The organism is Glutamicibacter sp. NPDC090743, from assembly GCF_044769125.1.
Taxonomy (GTDB): domain Bacteria; phylum Actinomycetota; class Actinomycetes; order Actinomycetales; family Micrococcaceae; genus Glutamicibacter.
In genome coordinates this window covers 1-20,075 of record NZ_JBIVXE010000001.1, presented here as the reverse complement: position 1 = coordinate 20,075, position 20,075 = coordinate 1, and the positions used below count along the sequence as shown (strand labels likewise).

The following is a 20,075-nucleotide window of genomic DNA, read 5'->3' as shown; positions in this document are numbered from 1 at the left end:
CCAGCCGCCAAGGGGGCGCATCAGTTGCACTGCTCCCCTTGGCGGCTGGCGCATAATCGCTGGCGGCCTAGAAATCGATGCCCACCCGGGCGTGCTTGCGAGCAAAAAGCCATCCGCCCCACAACAGCAAGGCGAACACCGGAATTGTGGCGATCGTGTACAGCCCCACCGGGAAGACCTCGCCGCTTTCCCCGGTCAAGGTATCGAAAGAAATCAGGACGGTGATAACCAGCAAGGAAATCAATCCGACCCAACCGGTAATAGGCGACCCGGGCATGGGCAGCGAGGAAACAGAGCCCTTTTTCTTGCGCAGCATGAGCTGGCATCCGAAAATCGAGGCCCAGGTGAACAGCACGCCGATGGATGCGGTATTCAAGGCAAGGTCGAAGGCGAAGGAATCACCGAGCCAGATGTTCAGGATAACGCCGGCAAGATAGACCACGCCCACGGTGATAATGCCGGTGGAGGGAACAAAGTGCTTGTTCATCTTCGCGAGCCACTGCGGAGCATGCCCATTGCCGCTCATGGTGCGCAGGATGCGGCCGATGGAATACAGGCCCGAGTTGCACGAGGACAGCGCAGCGGTAATCACCACCAGGTTCATCGCGCTGCCAACCCAGCCCAGGCCCATCTTCTCGAAGACCGTGACAAACGGGCTGACCCCGTATTCGTATTCGTTCCATGGCAGCACCATGGCCAGCAGGGAGACGCTGCCTACGTAGAAGACCAGGATGCGAACAACCACCGCACGGATTGCCGATGGAACTTCCTTTTCCGGGTTCTCCATCTCGCCGGCGGCAATGCCCACCAGTTCAATGGCGTTATAGGCGAAGATCACCGAGTTCAGGACCAGGATGCTGACGAAGAAACCACGGGGGAACATACCGCCCTCGCCGTTCTCATCGCCGATGAAGAGGTTGGCCACCGACGCGGTGTGGTCTCCCACCTGTGCGTTGGTCACCACCATGTATGTACCCACGGCCAGGAACAGGACGATCGCGGCCACCTTGATGCAAGCTGCCCAGAACTCGAATTCTGCGAAAGCCTTGGCGCTGAAGAGGTTGATGGCCACCAGCAGCAGCAACGCGCAGAACGCGGAAACGGTTACCGGAACATTCGGGAAGAAATACTGGAAGTACAGGCCGATGGCGATCAGCTCGGCAATGCCGGTCATGATCCAATTCAGCACGTACATCCATCCGGAGATGAAGGCGCCCTTGGGACCGAAGAGCTCAGCCGCGTACGAGACGAAGGAACCGGAAGTCTGGCGGTACATGATCAGTTCGCCCAGTGCCCGCATCAGCAGGTAAGCCAAGGCGCCAGCTACCAGATAGGACAGCACCAGCGCCGGACCGGTCGAGGCCAGGCGCCCGCCGGAGCCCATGAACAGGCCTACACCGATGGCTCCGCCGATCGCGATCATCTGGACGTGGCGGCGGCTCAGGGATTTCTTGTAGCCCTCGGCACTGATTTCCGGGGTTGCCGGGCGATGCTGACCAGATGGCATAGATGAACTCCTGACCTACGGACGCGTTCAATGGATCCGTGCAAAAATCGTGAAATGAATCCGGTGATTCACTGGATGGTCCAAGTCGTACGGGCGGGGATTCCACGCGCAACCGCGAGTCGGGCCGTGAAAAGTCTACTCCTCCTTTCTTAGAGTTCCGGACGAAACCGACTAGCATTCATAGGGTGAGTAGCCTGAATAATTCCGCATTGCCCGAGAAGGTCTCCGATGTCTTCGACCCAACGCGCTGGCGCGTGGTCGAGGGATTCGACTTCACCGACATCACTTACCATCGCCAAGTCCAGCGAGCGGCGGATGGAAGCATCGTGCGCGACCTTCCGACCGTGCGCATCGCTTTCGACCGCCCCGAGGTGCGCAACGCCTTCCGCCCGCACACCGTGGACGAGCTGTTCCGCGCCATGGACCATGCCCGCATGACCAGCGACGTGGCCACCGTCCTGCTGACCGGCAATGGCCCCTCCGAAAAGGACGGCGGACACGCATTCTGCTCCGGCGGCGACCAGCGCATCCGCGGCCGTGACGGCTACCGCTATGCCGAAGGCGAGACCCGCGAATCCATCGACCCGGCGCGTGCCGGGCGCCTGCACATCCTGGAAGTCCAGCGCCTGATGCGCACCATGCCCAAGGTTGTCCTCTGCGTCGTCAACGGCTGGGCTGCCGGTGGCGGCCATTCGCTGCACGTGGTCTCGGATCTGACCATTGCCTCGAAGCAGAACGGCAAGTTCAAGCAGACCGACGCTACCGTCGGTTCCTTCGATGCCGGATACGGTTCGGCATTGCTCGCCCGCCAGGTCGGGCAGAAGACCGCCCGCGAAATCTTCTTCCTTGCCCGCGAGTACTCGGCCGATGACATGGTCCGCATGGGCGCCGTCAACGAGTCGGTAGAGCACGAACGCCTCGAAGAGGTGGCCCTGGAGTACGCAGCCGACATCGCCCGCCAGTCCCCGCAGGCCATCCGCATGCTGAAGTTCGCTTTCAACTTGGCCGATGACGGCTTGGCCGGCCAGCAGGTCTTCGCTGGCGAAGCCACCCGCATGGCGTACATGACTGATGAGGCAGTAGAAGGACGCGACGCGTTCCTGGGCAAGCGCGACCCGGATTGGTCCAACTACCCTTACTACTTCTAATCTTCCGCGACGGAACGAGGACCGGATATGCACGAACAACTCTCTGAACTGCTCGCAGCGTTGGCCACGGCGGCCAACGACGGGGGGCCGGCCGTTGAGGTATTGCTCGATGAGGCCAACCCCAACGGCTGGCGCATCGAGTACTTGGCGCCACAGGACCTGCCAGGTTTCGAGCAGCCCATGGCAGTGGTGCGGACTTCCGGTTCCACCGGCCGGGCCAAGCGCACGGTGCTCAGCGTTTCGGCGTTGGCATCCAGTGCGCAGGCCACGGCCGAGTTCCTCGGCTTCGAAGGCCAATGGCTGCTGGCCTTGCCGGTGCACTATGTCGCGGGACTGAGCGTGCTGACGCGTTCATTGTTCGCCGGCACCAAGCCCGTGGTGATGGACACCGAGGGCAGTTTCTCGGCCACGGCATTCACCGAAGCCGCCAATCAAATGATCGACTCCCGCCGGATCACCTCGCTGGTTCCAACCCAGCTTGCCCGGCTGCTGGATAACCCGGCGCCGGAAACCTTGCAGGCGCTGAAGCGTTTCGACGCCATCCTCTTGGGCGGCGCGCGAGCCAGCAAGGACCTGCTGGTCAGCGCCCGCCATCATGGGCTGAAGATTTTCCAGACCTATGGGTCCTCGGAAACTTCCGGCGGCCTGGTCTACAACGGCACGGCCCTTCCCGGCGTGCAGCTGGCAGCGCATGAGGGGCGCATCTGGGTCGCCGGCCCCATGCTCGCCGACGGATACGCCAACTCCCCCGAAGCCACCGCCGAGCACTTCATTGAACGCGATGGTGTCCGCTGGTACGTCACCGATGACCTGGGCACCGTTGAAAAACAGCGGTTGAAGATCATTGGACGCATCGATGATGTGATCAATACCGGGGGCATCAAGCTTTCGGCATCGAAGATTGAAGGGCTGCTGGAAGAATTCTTCACGCAGGCAATCGTGGTCCCGGTGCCCGATCCGCAATGGGGCCACAGCGTTGGCCTGGCCTATGCGGGCCCGACCAATACCGCCGATGCCTTCGAAGCGGTGCGCCGGACCTTGGGCAAGGAAGCGGTGCCCAAGCACGTGCGCCACTACCCTCTTGGCTTGCCGCAGCTGCCTAATGGCAAGTTCAATCGACAGCTGGTCATCGAAGAACTAGGCGTTCGCGACTAGTCTCGATTCGCCTTGCACGCCTAATCGCGGGAAACTAGAGGGTACGAGTTTCCGCTTGCCCTGAAAGGACAGAAAGTGGCCACACTTTCCCAGTGGGTTTCTGGGGCGCGTTTGCGCACCTTGCCTATCGTCATTGCCCCGGTTGTCATCGGTACCGCAGCCGCGCTGGGCGAAACTGGAACCGTTCATTGGTTCCGTTTCGTCTTGGCTCTGCTGGTGGGCCTGCTGCTCCAGGTCGGAGTGAACTACTCCAACGACTACTCGGACGGCATCCGAGGCACCGATGACGAACGCGTCGGCCCGCTGCGCCTGACCGGTTCCAAGCTCACCGAGCCGAAGAACGTGCGCAATGCCGCTTTCGGCTGCTTCGGGCTAGCCGCCATCTTCGGCCTCGTGCTGGTCATCATTTCTTCCTCGTGGCCGCTGCTGCTGGTAGGCGTCGCCGCGATCTTCGCCGCTTGGGGCTACACCGGCGGCAAGAACCCCTACGGCTACCGCGGCTTGGGCGATATTTACGTTTTCATCTTCTTCGGCTTGGTCGCCACCTTGGGTACCACCTTCACCCAGATCAACCAGCTGACCATGGCTTCGCTGTGGGGTGCCATCGGCACCGGCCTGATTGGCTGCGCTCTGCTGATGGCCAATAATGTGCGAGACATTCCTACCGATAAAGAGGTGGGAAAGATTACCTTGGCGGTGCGCCTTGGCGAACACAATGCCCGCTTGAGCTACGTGCTGATGCTGGCGGTAGCCATCCTCCTCCCTTTGCTGGCCACCAGCGCCTTCCCATGGATGTGGCTGGTCCTGCTCACCTTCGTTCCTGCAGTGGCTCCATCGCTGCTGATGCTTCGCGAGCAGCAGCTGCCAAAGCTGGTGCTGGTGCTTAAGCAGACCGGCATGGTCAATGTCGTATATGCGGTGCTCTTCTCCTTGGCTATCGCCATCGAGGTTTTGGCCTAGCCACCGCTGCAGAAGGAAAAACGAGATGGGCTGGCCGGATCAATTGATCCGGCCAGCCCATCTCGTTAATTGTCATGCCGGCCATGCGCTAATGGCTGGGCTATGCAGTTCGAGGTGAACCTGCGTGGGGAAATTTACTCGGCGCCAGGGGTCTGCTTGCGCTGTGATTCGTCGAATTCATCCTCAACGGCTTCATCAGCTAGCTGCATCCTGGTCTTGTTTGCCGAGGTCTTGCTGAAAGCGTTGCGGATATCTTCGTTCGCCTTTAGCCGAAGTTTATTGAAGAAAAGGTAGGCCACCGCGAAGGCCACGACCAGGCCAATAATTCCGGAAACGAAGATTGGCCACTTCATACCTAACCAGAGGCCCAAGAAAACGGCTAGGAATATGCCTAGGCGGATAACGCTATATTTCACAAACTGCATAGTCTCAATTCTACCGGTGAACCTGTGAACAGGATTATCACTAGAATGGAAGCATGGTCCGCTTATTGATTTTCGCCGCAGTGGTTTCGGTTGCTTTGACGATTTATACCCTGATCGAATGCGCTCGTGCAGAGCGCCGCAGCATTCGTTCATTGCCTAAGCCTGCGTGGATTGCGGTCGTCATCCTCCTTCCGCTAATCGGAGCCGGTTTGTGGTTCCTCCTAGGTCGCCCTGTTGCGTCAAATGGAGCCCCTGCGCAGAAGTCCATGGCTCCGGACGACGATGAGGATTTCCTGCGCCAGCTGGAGGTCTGGCGCCGCCAGCAGCAGCGTGAAGCCGACTCGAAGGCGCGTGAGCAAGACCTCACTAAACGTGAAGACGTGCAGAAGGCCGATGGCGAGAAACCAGCCAAGCCTGAGGCCAAGGAACCGAAGCCAGGTGCAGAACGCAAGAACAAGCCAGAAGGCACCGACAGCTCTTCGTCTGAAACCGAATAACCACCTAGTTCTGCCGGGATTCCGGCAACCAGCCCAGCACGCGTGCCAGCGCCGCTGGGCTTTTTTCATGCCTCGTGGGAGCTTCGGGCATTCTTGCAGGCGGCCCGGGGCGCGGGGCTTCCTCTACGGGCGCTGGAGGGACGGACGGGGGCAGGCGCCCGTCAGTGCCCCGCACTTGAGTACCAGGGCCTGCAACGAACGCTTAAAGTACTGCGAGCGGCCTCTCCGCTAAAGGGAAACCGCTCGCAGTGCTGGATTCTTAGGAACTAGACTCCGGCGTAGGAGTGCAGACCGTCGAAGAAGATATTCACGATGGTGAAGTTGAAGACCACGCACAGGAAGCCGATGATCGACAACCAGGCCGAGCGTGGGCCCGTCCAGCCACCGGTGGCACGGGCGTGCAGGTAGCCTGCGTAGACAACCCAGATCACGAAGGACCAGACTTCCTTTGGATCCCAGCCCCAGTAGCGGCTCCAAGCGGCCTCTGCCCAGATCGCACCAGCGATGACAGTGAAGGTCCACATCACGAAGCCGATGGTGTTGATGCGGTAGGCGAAGTTCTCCAATGCGCCGGCACCTGGCACCACGCGCATGAAGGGCAGCTTGTCGTCCTGGCCAGCGGCCAGCCGGTTCATGCGAGCATGCTGTACCAGCTGCAGCACATTCATGGCGAAGCTGATGGCGAACAGTGCCGACGCCAGGACGGCGATGGAGACGTGAATGACGATCCATGGCGACTGCAGGGCAGGAACGAGGTGGCCAACCGGTGTCGGGAAGCCGATGGTGGCACCGCACAGCATCAAGGTGACCAGGCCGGAGATGAAGGATCCCATGAAGCGCAGGTCCTTGAAGATCAGCACCAGCAAGAAGACCAGAGCCACCAGGAATGCACCGGTGGACAGGAACTCGTACATGTTGCCCCAGGGCACTCGGTGCGCGGCTATCGCACGGGAAACCACGGCACCGCCGTGCAGGGCAGCGGCCAGCCACATCAGCACCACGGCAATGCGAGCCGTGGGGCGCTTGGCCGACAACTGCGTGTACTCCATCTTGTCGGTCACGATATGCTCGCCGACGTTGTCGGCACGCACAGCGGCACCCCGGCGCGAACGGGGCTTGGTGCCCACGGCGCCACCGGCGCTAACCAGCAGTTCCTCGTCGCGCTTGAGCGCTTCGGAATCCATTTCGCTGATGGACTTGTTGGTCTTTGCCAGGTCCAAGGCGAAAATGATGAAGACCACTCCGTAGACCATGGCGGCCAGCAGCATGAACAACTGGCTGTATTCACCCAGCGTTTCATTGATTGGCGCTAATGCCCCAGCGTTATCCATTTACTGCTCCTTGGTTCTGCTCCTGGCTTGCCAATGGCCAAGCCTTGTCAAAGATCTTCTGTATTTCTGCAGCTTCGCGTTCCAGACGCGGATCCTCGCCACGTGCCAGCAGTGCGTACTCGATACTACGCTTGCCGTTTTCTTGTTTCAGCTTCACCCAGACGCGGCGTCGCGGGGTGAACAGCGAGACCGCAAGGCCGATTAGCGCCAGACCTGAGAAAATGCCGATTGGCAGCTTACCCGGGTCATGATTGATGTCCAATGCGACGAAGCGCTTGAGGTCTTCAAAGGTAATCGAGCCCTTGCCGTCGGGCAGTTCGTAGGTCTGCCCCGCTTCGAGGATGATGCCGCCGGCATCCAAATCACGGCTGTTCAGCGGTTCCATCTTCTCCGTGTCCAGCACGAACACGTTTTGCGGGTTGCCGTCGTCAAGGCCCAGATTCCCGGAGTACGAGTTCAGGTGCAGCTGGGGGTTGATGGCGTTGGGGTCGCCCGAGATGCCGAAGCCGTTCTCATCCACTAGTGCGGTTGGCAGCAAGAAGCCCTGGAAGCCCAGCTGCGATGGCTCGGCGTCCGGAACCTTCAGCACGAACATCGAGGTGTAGACCGAATCCTGCGGAATGGAAACCGCCGGGCCGGAATAGGAGACGTTGCCGTTGCCATCCTTGACGGTGATCACCGGGGCGTAGCCATTGCCGACCAGGTACACGTCACCGCCGCTGATCCGCAGCGGATGGTTGACCTTCAGTTCCTGCTTCACTGGCTCGGCATCTGCCGATTCGCGCACCTTGACGTGGGCGGTGAAGTCCAGCGGCTGTCCGAAATGCGATTCGGATTCGCGGTCGAAGATGATGTCGAATTTGTCCAGAGTCACAGCAAAGGGCGGCAAATTATCGGCATTGAAGCCGGTGCCCGGGGTGAAGGAGTCGTAGGCCACCAGCGAATTCACGAAGGTCTCCCCCTCGACAACCACGCGCTGCCCGGTGTAGCCCAGGGCCCCGCCGATCGCGGCCGAAGCCAGTACGCCCATCAGCGAGATGTGGAAGAGCAGGTTGCCGATTTCGCGGGTATACCCGCGCTCTGCGGCAACCGAGGCCCCGGTGGCATCCTCGCGGCGTTCGACACGGTAGCCGCGCTTCTTCAGGATCCTGAACGAATCCTCGATGACCTGCTGGTCATCGGGCGTATCCGTCTCGCCTTCCAGAATTTCATGCGAGCTGTACTGGGGAAGTCGTTCCAGGCGCACCGGGGTCCTCGGCGGCGGGGTGCGCAAGGCTTTGGCGTGCTTCTTCACACGCGGGATGATGCAGCCAATCAGCGAGACGAACAGCAAGATGTAGATCGCGGAGAACCACACCGATGAATACACTTCGAACATCTGGAAGCGATCCAGCCATGGACCAGCGGTGGTGTGCTGTTCCAGGTACTGGGCTACAGATTCGGGGTTGGCGTCGCGCTGCGGGAAGATCGATCCCGGTACCGCAGCAACGGCGAGCAGCAACAGCAAGAACAAAGCTGTCGGCATCGATGTCAGCTGGGTCCAGATCCAACGCATGGAACCCATGAATCCCAGGGCAGGCGCGTCGCCAGTTCCCTTGGAATTCCGTTGTTGTTTCGCCATTAAATTGGCAACCTCACTTCATTGGCAAACCAGTTTTGCAGTTCTGCTACCCATGTTCCCCACAGACCGGTCACCATGACCAGTCCCAAGGCAATGAGTAGTCCCCCGCCCAAACGCATGATGAAAACCTGGTGCTTGCGGAAGAACGCCAGCGCCTGCATGCCGCGCTGCAACCCCATCGCAATCAGGATGAAGGGCAAACCCAATCCGAGGCAATAGAACACAGTCAGCAGCGTTCCACGCCCTACGTTCGCGTCCACACCGGTGGACATGATCAGTACCGCACTCAAGGTGGGGCCGATGCACGGTGCCCACCCCAGGCCGAAGGTCAGCCCCAGAACCGGGGCACCCCACAGGCCTGCAGGCGGTTTCCTGTGGATCTTGCGGTCACGCTGCATCCAGGAGAAGCCGCCCATGAACACGATGCCCATGAAGACCACGACCAGGCCCAACGCCTGGGTGACCCAGGAGCCGTTGAACCTGAGCCACGCGGAGGCCTGGCTGAAAAGCACGCCCGCTGCGATGAAGACCACGGAGAATCCCAGGACAAAGAGCAGTACGCCGGAGACCACGCGCCCGCGCCGGTGCTCCTTCAGATCCGCACCAGTCAACCCGGTGACGTAACCGAGGTAGCCCGGCACCAGCGGCAGGACGCAAGGCGAAAGGAAGGAGACCAGCCCGGCCAGCAGTGCTACTGGGGCAGCCAGCAGCAACGACCCGTCCAGGACGATGTCGGCAAAGGGATTAGTGGTCACTGATCAGCTCACAACTCTTCGGTCAGAGCGGAGTCGATCAATGACTTCAGGGTGCCAGGCTCTACGGCACCGATCACGCGGGCACGGACACGGCCCTGGCGGTCCAGCACCAAGGTGGATGGAACCGCTTGCAACGGGACGTACTTGGTCATCGCCAGCTGGATGTCCCCGGAGGTATCCTGTACCGACTCATAGGGGATCTCGAAAGTGCGCTCGAAGGCCTTCGCCGCTTCGGCTTCATCGCGTACGTTGACGCCAATGAATTCGACTTTCTCGCCGAAGCCTTCAGCGATTTCCTTCAGATCCGGTGCCTCGATGCGGCACGGAGCGCAGGCGGCATACCAGAAGTTCATGACTACGGGCTTGCCCTGCCACTGCGTGAAGTCGATATCGGTGCCATGGTAGGTGGTGGCCTTGAGGGCAACCGGTTCGCTGCGCTTGGAAACTTCGTACTCTTCCACGGCGCCGTCGCCAGCGATGTAGTTCTTGCCGTCGCCGCTGTTTGCTTGCGCGGTCAGCGCATCTTCCTTGCCGCTGCAGGCAGCCAAGGGCACCACGGCGGCGGCAACCATGAGCGAACGCAACATGGTGCGGCGGCTCAAGTGGCGAGGATTAGGCACAGGATCTGTCATTTTGCTTTAGGCTCCAGGGATATTCGCCGCGCCGGCAAGCAGCTCGGGGCACGGCTCGGTGTAACGCACGGAGACCAATTCGTCTCCCTCAAAATCAAAGCTGGTGATGGAAGCCAGAGTGCACTCGCGCTGGCGCGGATCGTGCCACAGCGGCTTCTTCTCGGCGGCGCGGCGCGTAACCCAGATCGGCAGCTGGTGGCTGACGATAATGACTTCCGCTCCTTCGCCGTGCTCGGCGAGGGCGGCCTTGCGGTGCTCATCCATGGCCAGGCGCATGCGAGCAACCTGCTGGGCATATGGTTCGCCCCATGAAGGCTTCAGCGGGTTGACCAGCAGCGGCCAGTACTTCGGCTGACGCAGGTGCTCCGCAACCTTGGACAGCCCTTCCAGCTTGTTGCCGGCTTCGATAACCCGCTCGTCGGTGTGGACCTGCAGATCCAGAGCGCTGGAGGTCGGCGCGGCTGTCTGCTGGGCTCGCAGGAGCGGTGAGGCCACCAGGCGCACTACGTTGCCGCCTTCTGCTTGGCGCTTGGCAAAATATTCTCCTGCCCCATCGGCCATCTGGAATCCGAGTTCCGAGAGCCCGAAGCCGGGGATCCTGCCGTAGAGCATACGGTCAGGGTTGAAAACTTCCCCGTGGCGCAACAAATGGACGGTCGATAAAGGCATGCCTCCAGTGTCTCAAATATTCGGTGCAAATTAGCCATATTGTGGCCACCGTCAACTATTCACAGGACACGCATTGGAATCCCATATGGAAAAACCATCCTTTCGGAGGGGTTGCTCACAACCGACTGCCACTACGCTTAGTTAATAAGACTGTTCGACCCAGAAGGACGCATCATGAGCGACAACGATCCTAACCAGCCGGGCCAGCCCTACAACCCGGGCCCTTCCGGCCAGGGTTCATCGCAGAACCCGTACGGCGAAAACCCCTACGGCCAGCAGCCCTCGCCGTACGGCCAGAACCCGTACGGCCAGAATCCGAATCCTTACGGGCAACCGCAGGCACCGGGCTACGACCATTATGCCCAGCAGGGAGGTTACGCCGGCGTGCAGCCGCCGACCGAGCGGCCACGGACCTTGGCTATCGCCTTTGGCTTGATCATGCTCGCGGGCATCTTCAGTGCCCTCGCCAGCTGGCTGATGACCAACTCCAACATGATGGCCAACATGATTGGCCAGCAGTGGTCGCTGGTGCAAGAAGAGTTCCAGAACCAGATGCAGAGCACCCCGGGCATGGAGCAGGATCCACTGGTTGAACAGATGATGGCAAGCCCTGAGGCCTTCATGGCCCAGGTCAATTCCATGATGTCGACCTTCGTGATTATCTCCATGATCATCACCTTGGCCCTGTATTTCCTGGTGGGCTTCTTCGTTGGCCGCGGCGTGGGCGCCATGCGAATTATCGCCACGATCCTCGGTGCGCTTTCACTGCTGAATCTGGTGACTATCGTTCCAATGATCAGCATGTTCGCTGACACTCAAGCCGGAATTATCAACGCTGTCTACGTTGTGGGCATCTTGTTGGGCATTGCAGGCGTGGTCTTCGCCTGGTTGCGCCCTTCTTCGCAATACATTGCGCAGCGCCGCCAGGCTCGCCTGGCCGGCTTCCGCTAAACGCATGGCCGAGCCTCTTCGCGAGGCCCTGCAGGGACAATAAAGGCGTAGCCGCTCCATCCACCCAAAGGATAACGCGGCTACGCCTTTTCTCGTCTGCGCGGCTTCAGCCTTGAACGGCGAGGTATGCCAGGATCTGCAATTCAGTGGAAAGATCAACGCGCCGCAGGTTCATGCCCGCGGGTACGCGAAGCGGCATCGGTGCGAACGAGAGCACCGAGCGGACCGAAAGCGCGGCCAGTTCGTAGACCAGGTCCTGCGCAGCATCGCCCGGAATTGCCAGAACAGCGATGTTGATTTCTTCGCGTTCAACCACTGCGGCCAAGTCCGCGATCGCTTCCACGTGCAGCTCGCCGACCGGCCTGCCGACCAGTGCGGGGTCGATATCCAGGATCGCCTTGACGTTGAAGCCACGAGTCCTGAAGCCTGCATATCCGCTGAGCGCGCGCCCCAGGTTACCGGCGCCGAGGATGGCCACACGCCAGTCCTGGTTCAGGCCGAGGGTGCGGCTGATATGTTCTGCCAGTTCGCGGACCACGTAGCCCACCCCGCGGGTTCCGTAAGAACCCAACCAGGAAAGGTCTTTGCGCAGGATGGAGGGGTTCACTCCAGCTTCCTTGGCCAGCACCCCGGAACTGGTGCGTTCCAGGCCCTGGGCTTCCAAGGCGTTCAGCGCGCGCAAGTACTGGGTCAGTCGAGCCAGCGTGGCCTCAGGCAGGACCCGGGCTTCAAGCTCTGACATCTTCGTTCTCCCGCACTTTTCGGTGCTCTTGAAGAGCACAACGCATTTTCATTTATTCGGCAGCGGCTAGCTGCTCAGTAGTCGTTCCAGACGCTGTGCGTCGATGTGCCAGAAGTCGCGGACTTCTCCGTTGATCAGCAGAACCGGCACTTCCTCGTGGTGCTTGGCCAGCAATTCAGGGTGCTGGTCAATATCCAGTTCGGAAAACTCCATATTCAACCGGCCAGTCACCTCGGCCACGGTTGCGCGTGCGGCCTGGCACAGGTGGCAGCCTTCTCGAACCAACAGCTGGATCTGATTCAAAGTACTCACCTGCCTATAATCTCACGAGCCGTAACCGCCCTTAAACTTGGCAATGAAATAAACTGGATCAAATGTCTTCCATCGATCATCACCCCAGCCCGAATTCCGCCCTGGCTCCGGACACGGTCGCCGCTTTCTTCGATGTAGATAACACCCTTGTGCGCGGTGCATCGCTGTATCTGCTGGCCCGGAAACTGCATGAGCGCCGCTTCTTCCAATTCCGCGAAATCCTCTGGTTCGCGCTCAAGCAGTTGCGCTTCGCCGCGCGCGGTGAGCACCTAGGGGACATTCACCAGATTCGCGACCGTGCGTTGATGATGGTCCGAGGGATCCCGGTGTCCGAGATCGAGAAGATCGGCAACGAGATCTATGACGAATACATCGAACCCAAGCTATGGACCGGTACGGTAGCCATTGCTCGCCAGCATCGGACGGTGGGCCGTGAAGTCTGGCTAGTCACTGCCACTCCCCTGGAAGTGGCGAATGTCATCTCGCAACGTCTCGAACTTACCGGTGCATTGGGCACTGTAGTGGCCAGCGAAGACGGTTTCTACACCGGAGCGCTGGCCAGCCCGATCCTGCACGCTGCGGAAAAAGCGCAAGCGGTGCGCACCCTGGCGAAGGCTCGCGGCATCTCGCTGTCGAAATCATGGGCATACTCGGATTCCTACAATGATGTTCCCTTGCTTGAAGCTGTGGGACACCCCGTATGCATCAATCCCGATGCGCGGCTTCGCGCCTACGCCAAGCGCCGCGGCTGGCAGGTCTACGATTTCCGCACCGGCCAGCGAGCCGCCAAACTAGGCCTGAAGGCCGCTGGAGTGCTTGGTGCGCTCTGGGCGGCGCGACGGTCCATTCTGCGCCGTTCCGGCTCTTAGGCCGGCGCTGGGCGGCTTTGGCTAAAGCAATCGCCACCGTTCAACAGTTTCACTGTGAAGCGGTGGCGATGATTGCCAAGCGGCAAATGCTCAGAAGTAGATTTACTTCTTATTACGACGCTGGTGGCGGGTCTTACGAAGCAATTTGCGGTGCTTCTTCTTCGACATACGCTTGCGGCGCTTCTTGATAACAGAGCCCATAGTGGTTCCTCACAAACTAAATAAATGCGTCAACCCCAAATGCCTGCTTGCGCGCGAGCCCAAGGACAAGGTTGACCGGACGTTAAACGTTCCTTAACAGATTACCCGCTTTTCGGTCATGCTCTGACCATCGCGCGGACTATCGACCGTAAGAACCGGTACCGTGCTGCGGATCAATGGCCGCGGCATTCAGATATGATTCCACGGCGTTTTCCGGAACGCGATAGGAGCGACCGAACTGAACAGCAGGCAAATCACCGGCGTGGATCAGCCGATAAACGGTCATTTTGGAAACGCGCATCATGTCGGCCACTTCGGCCACAGTCATGAAACGGGCTCCGGCAAAATTCTGTTTATCCGTCATGCGGGATATTCTCCTGACGCTGATCTCTTATTCGTCGCGTTAATTTTGCGAAGATGAACTTACACGACTTTGGATCAACATCGGCGGTTCAGGTTCACGTTCGCTTTGTACTAGTCTAATCGCACTTTTGTAACTTTTGCATCACGAAACACACACGTGACCATCTGAATCACATTTTTTGATGCCTGAACGAGACAATCCGCGTGATTTCACCGGGTCCCCAATGAATTCACGCGGATTGCAGCGCTGCAGATTATTAGATGACGCCCTGTGCGAGCATTGCGTCTGCGACCTTCACGAAGCCCGCGATGTTGGCGCCGGCGACGTAGTTCCCCGGCATGCCGTACTCGTCTGCAGTAGCAGCACAGCTGGTGTGGATGCCGACCATGATCTCAGTCAGGCGACGCTCGGTGTGCTCGAAGCTCCATGCATCGCGGCTGGCGTTCTGCTGCATCTCCAGAGCCGAGGTAGCAACACCACCAGCGTTGGCAGCCTTGCCCGGGCCGAAGAGCACCCCTGCATCCTGGAAGATCGAGGTCGCTTCAGCGGTAGTAGGCATGTTGGCGCCTTCGGCCACTGCGATGGTGCCAGCAGCAACCATCTTCTTTGCGGCCTCAGCGCCCAATTCGTTCTGGGTTGCGCAGGGCAGCGCCACGGTGCCTGCAACGTCCCAGACGCTGCCACCGGCAACGTACTTCACCTTCTTGGTGCCACGGCGTTCGGCATACTCGGAGATGCGGCCGCGCTCAACTTCCTTGATCTGACGCAGCAGATCCAGGTCGATGCCGCCCTCGTCAACGATGAAGCCGGCCGAGTCGGAAGCCGTAACGACCTTCGCTCCCAGTGCCTGCGCCTTCTCGATGGCGTGGATTGCCACGTTGCCCGAACCGGAAACGACCACGCGCTGGCCATCGAAAGTCTGGCCGCGGGTCTTGAGCATTTCTTCAGTGAAGATCACTGCGCCGTAGCCGGTGGCTTCCGGGCGAACCAGGGAACCGCCCCAGCTCAAGCCCTTGCCCGTCAGCACACCGGACTCGTAGCGGTTGGTGATGCGCTTGTACTGGCCGAAGAGGTAACCGATTTCGCGGCCGCCAACGCCGATATCGCCGGCTGGCACGTCGGTGTATTCGCCAATGTGGCGGTAGAGCTCAGTCATGAAGGACTGGCAGAAGCGCATGACTTCGCCATCGGACTTGCCGCGCGGGTCGAAGTCCGAGCCGCCCTTGCCGCCGCCGATGGGCATGCCGGTCAGGGAGTTCTTGAAGATCTGCTCGAAGCCCAGGAACTTGACGATGCCAAGGTAAACCGATGGGTGGAAACGCAGACCGCCCTTGTATGGGCCCAGAGCCGAGTTGAATTCAACGCGGAAGCCGCGGTTGATCTGCACGCGGCCTTCGTCGTCAACCCATGGCACTCGGAAGATGATCTGGCGTTCAGGTTCGCACAAACGCTGCAGGATTGCGGCTTCGGCGTATTCAGGATGCTTGACCGATACAGCTTCAAGGCTGTCGAATACTTCCGTGACGGCCTGGTGGAATTCTGCTTCGCCGGGATTGCGGCGGAAGACTTCGTCGCGAATCGTCGCTAAGTGCTTATCCAAGTTTTTCTCCTCATCACTTGGGGCAGGCACAGGCGCACAAGGGGCCTCATTGCCGGCGTCACTGCCCCGCACACGAGAATGCCATGCTGGGCATTCTGAACAAAATTTTCATGTTATAAAACAGGATTGCGCGCGTAACTTAAAAGATTGACCATATTGCACGGTTGCAGCGCCGATGACTGGACAAGAGCTAGCGCCGACGCCCGAACCGCGGAAGTTTCTCGAAAAACTCTTGCGCACGTCCAGTAACTTGTTCCAGGCCTTGGCCAACGCGCCGCCCGATCTGCTGAGCCGTTGGATTCGATACCGCTGCCAGCTGCCCCTCGGCTTCGGCCTGCGTGGTTACCAGCTCTTGGCCCTCCGGTTGGGCAGGTACCAAATCGGCGCACCAGCGCACGAGGTCTTCCAGCGCTGAGGTATCAATGCTGTAGATGCGCCGCTGCCCGGCAGCGGCCATGCTCACGAGTTCAGCTTCGCGCAGCACCTTCAAGTGCTTGGAAACAGTCGGCTGCGAGATCTCCAGTTCAGTGACCAGAGTGCCCACTGCTTTCGGCTCGTTCTTGAGCGCTTCTATAATCTTTCGTCGGGTTGGTTCAGCCAACGCCGAAAACACTTCATCAATTGCCACACACATAACCCTAACGGCATATGAACGGTTGGCAATCGATTTCCATGCCTAAAATGCTGTGAAGTCTCGCCTCTGTCTCCGGTGGCCGCAGCCATGCGAGGCTAGTCGAACCATGGATCGAGCCCGAAAAGCGGGAATATCTCCTTGCGTGTAGCAATGATGGTTCGGTCTACCGGATCGGCCGGATCAAAGCCGACTTCCCAATTGCGCCACCACAGCTGAGCGTCATCGCCCATGAGGTAAGGCATGGCACGGCCGTACCTTTCCAGAACGTAGCGGCGGAAGGTCTCGGGAACATAGGTACGCAACGGCACCGGCTTGCCGGCAACAATCGCCGTCAGGTGGGTCCAGGTACGCGGCACGACGGCGGTGACGTTGTATCCCCCGCCTCCGGTAGCCAACCACCGGCCTTCGCACAGCTCATCTGCCAACTGGGATATGTCCAGGGCCGCCTGGCGTTGCGCATCAACAGACAGCTTCAAATTGGTCATGTCATCATCGCGGTGCGCATCGCAACCGTGCTGGGAGACGATGATTTCCGGCTTGAAAGCGCGTACCAGCTGCGGAACGATCGCATGGAAGGCACGCATCCACCCGGAGTCCCCGGTCATTGCCGGCAGAGCAACATTTACTGCGCTGCCTTCGGCGTTCTTGCCGCCAATTTCATTGGCGAATCCCGTACCGGGGAACAGCGACAGCCCGGATTCATGGATGGAAATGGTCAGCACGCGTTCGTCATCCCAGAAGATCGACTCGGTGCCATCCCCATGATGCGCGTCCACATCGATGTAGACCACGCGTTGGGCACCCTGTTCCAGCATGCGATGGATCGCGGCAGCAGCGTCATTGTAGATGCAGAAACCGCTGGCCTTGCTTTTCGCGGCGTGGTGCATGCCACCGGCGAAGTTCACCGCACGGACCACGTCTTGGTCCATGATGGCTTGGGCCGCTGCTACCGAACCGCCAACAATGCGCCCGGCGGCTTCATGCATCCCGGCGAATACCGGGTCGTCTTCGGTGCCCAAGCCGAATTCTTCGGCAACGAGTGTTGGATCCTTGCTCACCCGCCGCACCTGATCGATATAGCTCTGGTCATGGACGGAGCCGATGACCGCATCGTCGGCAATATCCGGAGCCTGTATCGTGACGTTCGGCGCATCGAAGATATCCAGCTCATCGCTGAGCCGATAGGTCAGTTCTAGCCGTGAAGGGTGCATGGGATGCCAGTCGCTGAATTTGTACTTCAGATACTCTTCATCCCACATCACCATGGTGGGCCGTGGGGCATGCTGCGGATCTAACACGATTTCAGGCTACCCGATAGTGACCCAACTCATGAATTCATGGCAGTTTGCGCGGCTTGTCGGGTCTTTAGCCGGGCAACACAAGCGTTTAGCGGTGGAAACGCGTAAATTACTAGAAGGACTTCAAATCCTCATGGCAAAGAACTGTTCCCCAGGAAACGGCGAGTAATAAATGAGCACAGCCAGTGCATCGGGCCCCAGCGCCCGGGCAGCTGAAATGCGCGAACAGCGACGCAAGAAATGGCTGACCGTTCGCATCGCAGTTGCGGACTTCACCGTGCGCTCCCCCGCGCGCTTGACTCTTGGCGCCTTCTTGCTGGCAATCACGTTGTTCACCTCCCTGCTCGCGGCGCCGTTTTCCTCGGCCACGGGGGAAGCCACCGCGCTGCATGACGCATTATTCACCGCTGTGTCGGCAGTTTGCGTTACTGGCCTAACGACCGTCTCCACCGCTGTGCACTGGTCATTCGCCGGTCAGCTGATCATGCTGGTCGCAACGTTCATGGGCGGCCTGGGCATTTTGACTCTGGCCTCCATCATGTCCCTGGCGGTATCCCGCAAGCTGGGCGTGCGAGCCAAGCTGATGGCGCAGAATTCGATGAACAGTTCTGGAGCCTCAGCCCTGGGTGAAGTAAGCTCATTGCTGCGCATCGTGATCCTCACAGCGATCAGCCTGCAGGCGGTCATCGCGCTCTTTCTGATCCCGCGCTTCTACATGCTGGGTGAAAGCGTCCTGTCCGCCATCTGGCATGGAATCTTCTATGCCGTCTCGGCTTTCAACAATGCAGGCTTCACCCCGCACTCCGACGGATTGGTTCCCTACGAAACCGACCTGTGGATCCTGGGCCCATTGATGGCCGGCGTGTTCACCGGTTCCTTGGGTTTCCCGGTGATCATGGTGCTGCTGGCGCACAAGTTCAATATGAAGAAGTGGAACCTGCACACCAAGCTGACCATGCTCACCACCACCATCCTGCTCTTTGCCGGATCCTTCCTGTGGCTGATTTTCGAATGGGCCAATCCCAAGACCATCGGCGGCTTATCCATCAGCGACAAGCTCATTCATGGCTTCTTCGCCTCCACCATGACCCGTTCTGGCGGCTTCAACCTGGTGGATCAGAACGACATCCACCAGGTGACCATCTTGTTGACCGACGCATTGATGTTCGCTGGTGGCGGTTCAGCTTCTACTGCTGGCGGCATCAAGGTCACCACCATTGCCGTGATGTTCTTGGCGATCTTGGCCGAGGTCCGTGGCGATACTGACGCGAAGGCCTTTGGCCGGCAGATTCCGCAGGGCACCATGCGCGTGGCCATCTCCGTGGTCGCCATGGGTGCTTCGCTGGTGATGGTCGCTACCGGCGCGCTCGTGACCATCGACGAATCGGTGGGCTTCTCGCGAGCCCTGTTCGAGTCGATCTCGGCCTTTGCTACCGTGGGCCTGAGTAGCGGGGTTTCGCAAGAAGTGCCTCCGGCCGGCAAGTATGTGCTCAGCGCGTTGATGTTTGCCGGACGCATCGGCAGTATTACGCTCGCCAGCGCGTTGACCATGCGCCACCGCAATACGCTGTTCAGACTCCCAGAAGAAAGGCCGCTCATTGGCTGACAAGAACATAGACCACAATGCCCCGGTGCTGGTGATCGGCCTGGGCCGCTTCGGTGCATCTGTCGCTGAAACGCTGGTCAAGCAGGGGCGCGAAGTGCTGGCCATTGAGCGCAGCCCGGAGCTCGTTCAGCAGTGGGCCAGCACCTTGACCCACGTGGTCGCGGCCGACGCGACCAATATTGACGCCCTGCGCCAGCTCGGCGCCCAGGAATTCTCCTCTGCCGTCGTGGGCGTGGGTACCTCCATCGAATCATCCGTGCTGATCACCGTGAACCTGGTGGATCTGGGCATCGAGCATCTGTGGGTCAAGGCCATTACGCCCTCCCATGGCAAGATTCTTACCCGCATTGGTGCCAACCACGTCATCTACCCGGAAGCCGATGCCGGTGTGCGTGCCGCGCACCTGGTCGGTGGCCGCATGCTCGACTTCATCGAATTCGATGACGGCTTCGCCATCGTGAAGATGTACCCTCCGAAGGAGACCCAGGGCTTCACCTTGGCCCAGTCCCAAGTCCGCTCCAAGTACGGGGTGACGATCGTTGGTGTGAAGTCCCCGGGCGAGGATTTCACCTACGCCATGCCGGATACCATGGTGACTCGCCGAGATGTCCTGATCGTCTCGGGGCACGTGGACCTGCTCGAGCGTTTCGCAGCACGCCCGTAGGGCACGAGGATCGGGAATACGGCGGTGGGGGGGGGGGCCCGGCGGGGGGGGGCCCCCCCCCCCCCGGGGGGGGGGGGGATCGGCCCGCACCCCCACCAGCCCACCGCGCGGGGGCGGCGCCCGGCGGGGGGCCC

At 60.1% G+C, this 20,075-nt stretch carries 22 protein-coding genes; 8 read left to right on the top strand and 14 right to left on the bottom strand.

Annotated features, from left to right (window positions below):
* Nucleotides 1-67 precede the first annotated feature (67 nt).
* Complete coding sequence (locus tag ACIQTS_RS00110) at nucleotides 68-1,507, bottom strand: amino acid permease (protein WP_402470390.1); 1,440 nt, start codon at nucleotides 1,505-1,507, stop codon at nucleotides 68-70.
* A 185-nt stretch (nucleotides 1,508-1,692) separates the two neighbouring features.
* Here ACIQTS_RS00110 and ACIQTS_RS00105 point away from each other — a divergent pair, with 185 nt between their 5' ends.
* The 3 genes from ACIQTS_RS00105 to ACIQTS_RS00095 all read left to right on the top strand — a co-directional run bounded on the left by ACIQTS_RS00105 (nucleotide 1,693) and on the right by ACIQTS_RS00095 (nucleotide 4,770).
* Entirely contained in the window at nucleotides 1,693-2,655 is a 963-nt protein-coding gene (locus tag ACIQTS_RS00105) for a 1,4-dihydroxy-2-naphthoyl-CoA synthase (protein WP_181148809.1), read from the top strand.
* Between the two features lie 27 nt (nucleotides 2,656-2,682).
* A complete protein-coding gene (locus tag ACIQTS_RS00100; protein ID WP_332728230.1) occupies nucleotides 2,683-3,810 on the top strand; it encodes an AMP-binding protein in 1,128 nt (375 codons plus the stop codon).
* A 75-nt stretch (nucleotides 3,811-3,885) separates the two neighbouring features.
* Nucleotides 3,886-4,770 carry a 1,4-dihydroxy-2-naphthoate polyprenyltransferase gene (locus ACIQTS_RS00095; protein WP_332502785.1) on the top strand — a complete coding sequence of 295 codons (885 nt, stop codon included), beginning with the start codon at nucleotides 3,886-3,888 and terminating at the stop codon, nucleotides 4,768-4,770.
* 134 nt (nucleotides 4,771-4,904) lie between these two features.
* On the opposite strand, the gene ACIQTS_RS00090 is transcribed toward ACIQTS_RS00095, so the two are convergent.
* Nucleotides 4,905-5,195 (bottom strand): DUF4229 domain-containing protein, encoded by a 291-nt coding sequence (locus ACIQTS_RS00090; protein ID WP_332727162.1) that lies wholly within the window; start codon nucleotides 5,193-5,195, stop codon nucleotides 4,905-4,907.
* A gap of 53 nt (nucleotides 5,196-5,248) precedes the next feature.
* On the opposite strand from ACIQTS_RS00090, the gene ACIQTS_RS00085 reads away from it, so the two are divergent.
* On the top strand, nucleotides 5,249-5,692 hold the full coding sequence (locus ACIQTS_RS00085) for a PLD nuclease N-terminal domain-containing protein (protein WP_332502784.1): 444 nt from the start codon (nucleotides 5,249-5,251) through the stop codon (nucleotides 5,690-5,692).
* 266 nt (nucleotides 5,693-5,958) lie between these two features.
* Here the strand turns inward: ACIQTS_RS00085 and ccsB are convergent, their stop codons facing one another.
* The 5 genes from ccsB to ACIQTS_RS00060 are packed head-to-tail and all read right to left on the bottom strand — an operon-like array spanning nucleotide 5,959 to nucleotide 10,700.
* The gene (gene ccsB / locus ACIQTS_RS00080) at nucleotides 5,959-7,023 is read right to left on the bottom strand and encodes a c-type cytochrome biogenesis protein CcsB (RefSeq protein ID WP_105656949.1); all 1,065 of its coding nucleotides are present in this window, start codon (nucleotides 7,021-7,023) and stop codon (nucleotides 5,959-5,961) included.
* Complete coding sequence (locus ACIQTS_RS00075) at nucleotides 7,016-8,644, bottom strand: cytochrome c biogenesis protein ResB (RefSeq protein ID WP_402470386.1); 1,629 nt, start codon at nucleotides 8,642-8,644, stop codon at nucleotides 7,016-7,018. The genes ccsB and ACIQTS_RS00075 overlap by 8 nt, the downstream gene beginning before the upstream one ends.
* Entirely contained in the window at nucleotides 8,644-9,399 is a 756-nt protein-coding gene (locus ACIQTS_RS00070; protein WP_332485938.1) for a cytochrome c biogenesis CcdA family protein, read from the bottom strand. The genes ACIQTS_RS00075 and ACIQTS_RS00070 overlap by 1 nt, the downstream gene beginning before the upstream one ends.
* A gap of 8 nt (nucleotides 9,400-9,407) precedes the next feature.
* The gene (locus ACIQTS_RS00065) at nucleotides 9,408-10,031 is read right to left on the bottom strand and encodes a TlpA disulfide reductase family protein (protein ID WP_105656952.1); all 624 of its coding nucleotides are present in this window, start codon (nucleotides 10,029-10,031) and stop codon (nucleotides 9,408-9,410) included.
* Nucleotides 10,032-10,037: 6 nt separating this feature from the next.
* Nucleotides 10,038-10,700, bottom strand: coding sequence for a histidine phosphatase family protein (locus tag ACIQTS_RS00060; protein ID WP_332485936.1), 663 nt, complete (start codon nucleotides 10,698-10,700; stop codon nucleotides 10,038-10,040).
* A 174-nt stretch (nucleotides 10,701-10,874) separates the two neighbouring features.
* On the opposite strand from ACIQTS_RS00060, the gene ACIQTS_RS00055 reads away from it, so the two are divergent.
* Nucleotides 10,875-11,651 (top strand): hypothetical protein, encoded by a 777-nt coding sequence (locus tag ACIQTS_RS00055; RefSeq protein ID WP_402470383.1) that lies wholly within the window; start codon nucleotides 10,875-10,877, stop codon nucleotides 11,649-11,651.
* A gap of 106 nt (nucleotides 11,652-11,757) precedes the next feature.
* On the opposite strand, the gene ACIQTS_RS00050 is transcribed toward ACIQTS_RS00055, so the two are convergent.
* Entirely contained in the window at nucleotides 11,758-12,432 is a 675-nt protein-coding gene (locus ACIQTS_RS00050; protein WP_332502783.1) for a redox-sensing transcriptional repressor Rex, read from the bottom strand.
* A 27-nt stretch (nucleotides 12,433-12,459) separates the two neighbouring features.
* The gene (locus ACIQTS_RS00045) at nucleotides 12,460-12,705 is read right to left on the bottom strand and encodes a glutaredoxin family protein (RefSeq protein ID WP_332485935.1); all 246 of its coding nucleotides are present in this window, start codon (nucleotides 12,703-12,705) and stop codon (nucleotides 12,460-12,462) included.
* A gap of 62 nt (nucleotides 12,706-12,767) precedes the next feature.
* Between ACIQTS_RS00045 and ACIQTS_RS00040 the strand changes: the two genes are divergently transcribed.
* A complete protein-coding gene (locus tag ACIQTS_RS00040) occupies nucleotides 12,768-13,574 on the top strand; it encodes an HAD family phosphatase (protein WP_105656956.1) in 807 nt (268 codons plus the stop codon).
* A 102-nt stretch (nucleotides 13,575-13,676) separates the two neighbouring features.
* On the opposite strand, the gene ACIQTS_RS00035 is transcribed toward ACIQTS_RS00040, so the two are convergent.
* The 5 genes from ACIQTS_RS00035 to ACIQTS_RS00015 form a co-directional block, all read right to left on the bottom strand.
* The gene (locus ACIQTS_RS00035) at nucleotides 13,677-13,775 is read right to left on the bottom strand and encodes a 30S ribosomal protein bS22 (RefSeq protein ID WP_005504750.1); all 99 of its coding nucleotides are present in this window, start codon (nucleotides 13,773-13,775) and stop codon (nucleotides 13,677-13,679) included.
* 139 nt (nucleotides 13,776-13,914) lie between these two features.
* A complete protein-coding gene (locus tag ACIQTS_RS00030; protein WP_013349804.1) occupies nucleotides 13,915-14,139 on the bottom strand; it encodes a helix-turn-helix domain-containing protein in 225 nt (74 codons plus the stop codon).
* Nucleotides 14,140-14,395: 256 nt separating this feature from the next.
* Nucleotides 14,396-15,739 (bottom strand): NADP-specific glutamate dehydrogenase, encoded by a 1,344-nt coding sequence (gene gdhA, locus ACIQTS_RS00025; RefSeq protein ID WP_105656957.1) that lies wholly within the window; start codon nucleotides 15,737-15,739, stop codon nucleotides 14,396-14,398.
* Between the two features lie 190 nt (nucleotides 15,740-15,929).
* Nucleotides 15,930-16,367, bottom strand: coding sequence for an ArsR/SmtB family transcription factor (locus ACIQTS_RS00020; protein ID WP_402470377.1), 438 nt, complete (start codon nucleotides 16,365-16,367; stop codon nucleotides 15,930-15,932).
* Nucleotides 16,368-16,468: 101 nt separating this feature from the next.
* Nucleotides 16,469-17,638 carry an acetoin utilization protein AcuC gene (locus tag ACIQTS_RS00015; protein WP_400288764.1) on the bottom strand — a complete coding sequence of 390 codons (1,170 nt, stop codon included), beginning with the start codon at nucleotides 17,636-17,638 and terminating at the stop codon, nucleotides 16,469-16,471.
* A gap of 205 nt (nucleotides 17,639-17,843) precedes the next feature.
* Here ACIQTS_RS00015 and ACIQTS_RS00010 point away from each other — a divergent pair, with 205 nt between their 5' ends.
* Both ACIQTS_RS00010 and ACIQTS_RS00005 read left to right on the top strand, forming a co-directional pair.
* The gene (locus ACIQTS_RS00010) at nucleotides 17,844-19,277 is read left to right on the top strand and encodes a potassium transporter TrkG (RefSeq protein WP_332485933.1); all 1,434 of its coding nucleotides are present in this window, start codon (nucleotides 17,844-17,846) and stop codon (nucleotides 19,275-19,277) included.
* 25 nt (nucleotides 19,278-19,302) lie between these two features.
* On the top strand, nucleotides 19,303-19,941 hold the full coding sequence (locus tag ACIQTS_RS00005; RefSeq protein ID WP_105657082.1) for a TrkA family potassium uptake protein: 639 nt from the start codon (nucleotides 19,303-19,305) through the stop codon (nucleotides 19,939-19,941).
* The last annotated feature ends 134 nt before the right edge of the window (nucleotides 19,942-20,075 follow it).

What these genes read in the sequence shown, in the direction of transcription:
- ACIQTS_RS00110 (WP_402470390.1), bottom strand. Translation starts at nt 1,507, where the DNA reads ATGCCATCTGGTCAGCATCGCCCGGCAACCCCGGAAATCAGTGCCGAG.
- ACIQTS_RS00100 (WP_332728230.1), top strand. Translation starts at nt 2,683, where the DNA reads ATGCACGAACAACTCTCTGAACTGCTCGCAGCGTTGGCCACGGCGGCC.
- ACIQTS_RS00090 (WP_332727162.1), bottom strand. Translation starts at nt 5,195, where the DNA reads ATGCAGTTTGTGAAATATAGCGTTATCCGCCTAGGCATATTCCTAGCC.
- ACIQTS_RS00085 (WP_332502784.1), top strand. Translation starts at nt 5,249, where the DNA reads ATGGTCCGCTTATTGATTTTCGCCGCAGTGGTTTCGGTTGCTTTGACG.
- ccsB (WP_105656949.1), bottom strand. Translation starts at nt 7,023, where the DNA reads ATGGATAACGCTGGGGCATTAGCGCCAATCAATGAAACGCTGGGTGAA.
- ACIQTS_RS00075 (WP_402470386.1), bottom strand. Translation starts at nt 8,644, where the DNA reads ATGGCGAAACAACAACGGAATTCCAAGGGAACTGGCGACGCGCCTGCC.
- ACIQTS_RS00065 (WP_105656952.1), bottom strand. Translation starts at nt 10,031, where the DNA reads ATGACAGATCCTGTGCCTAATCCTCGCCACTTGAGCCGCCGCACCATG.
- ACIQTS_RS00060 (WP_332485936.1), bottom strand. Translation starts at nt 10,700, where the DNA reads ATGCCTTTATCGACCGTCCATTTGTTGCGCCACGGGGAAGTTTTCAAC.
- ACIQTS_RS00055 (WP_402470383.1), top strand. Translation starts at nt 10,875, where the DNA reads ATGAGCGACAACGATCCTAACCAGCCGGGCCAGCCCTACAACCCGGGC.
- ACIQTS_RS00040 (WP_105656956.1), top strand. Translation starts at nt 12,768, where the DNA reads ATGTCTTCCATCGATCATCACCCCAGCCCGAATTCCGCCCTGGCTCCG.
- ACIQTS_RS00035 (WP_005504750.1), bottom strand. Translation starts at nt 13,775, where the DNA reads ATGGGCTCTGTTATCAAGAAGCGCCGCAAGCGTATGTCGAAGAAGAAG.
- ACIQTS_RS00030 (WP_013349804.1), bottom strand. Translation starts at nt 14,139, where the DNA reads ATGACGGATAAACAGAATTTTGCCGGAGCCCGTTTCATGACTGTGGCC.
- ACIQTS_RS00015 (WP_400288764.1), bottom strand. Translation starts at nt 17,638, where the DNA reads ATGGTGATGTGGGATGAAGAGTATCTGAAGTACAAATTCAGCGACTGG.
- ACIQTS_RS00010 (WP_332485933.1), top strand. Translation starts at nt 17,844, where the DNA reads ATGAGCACAGCCAGTGCATCGGGCCCCAGCGCCCGGGCAGCTGAAATG.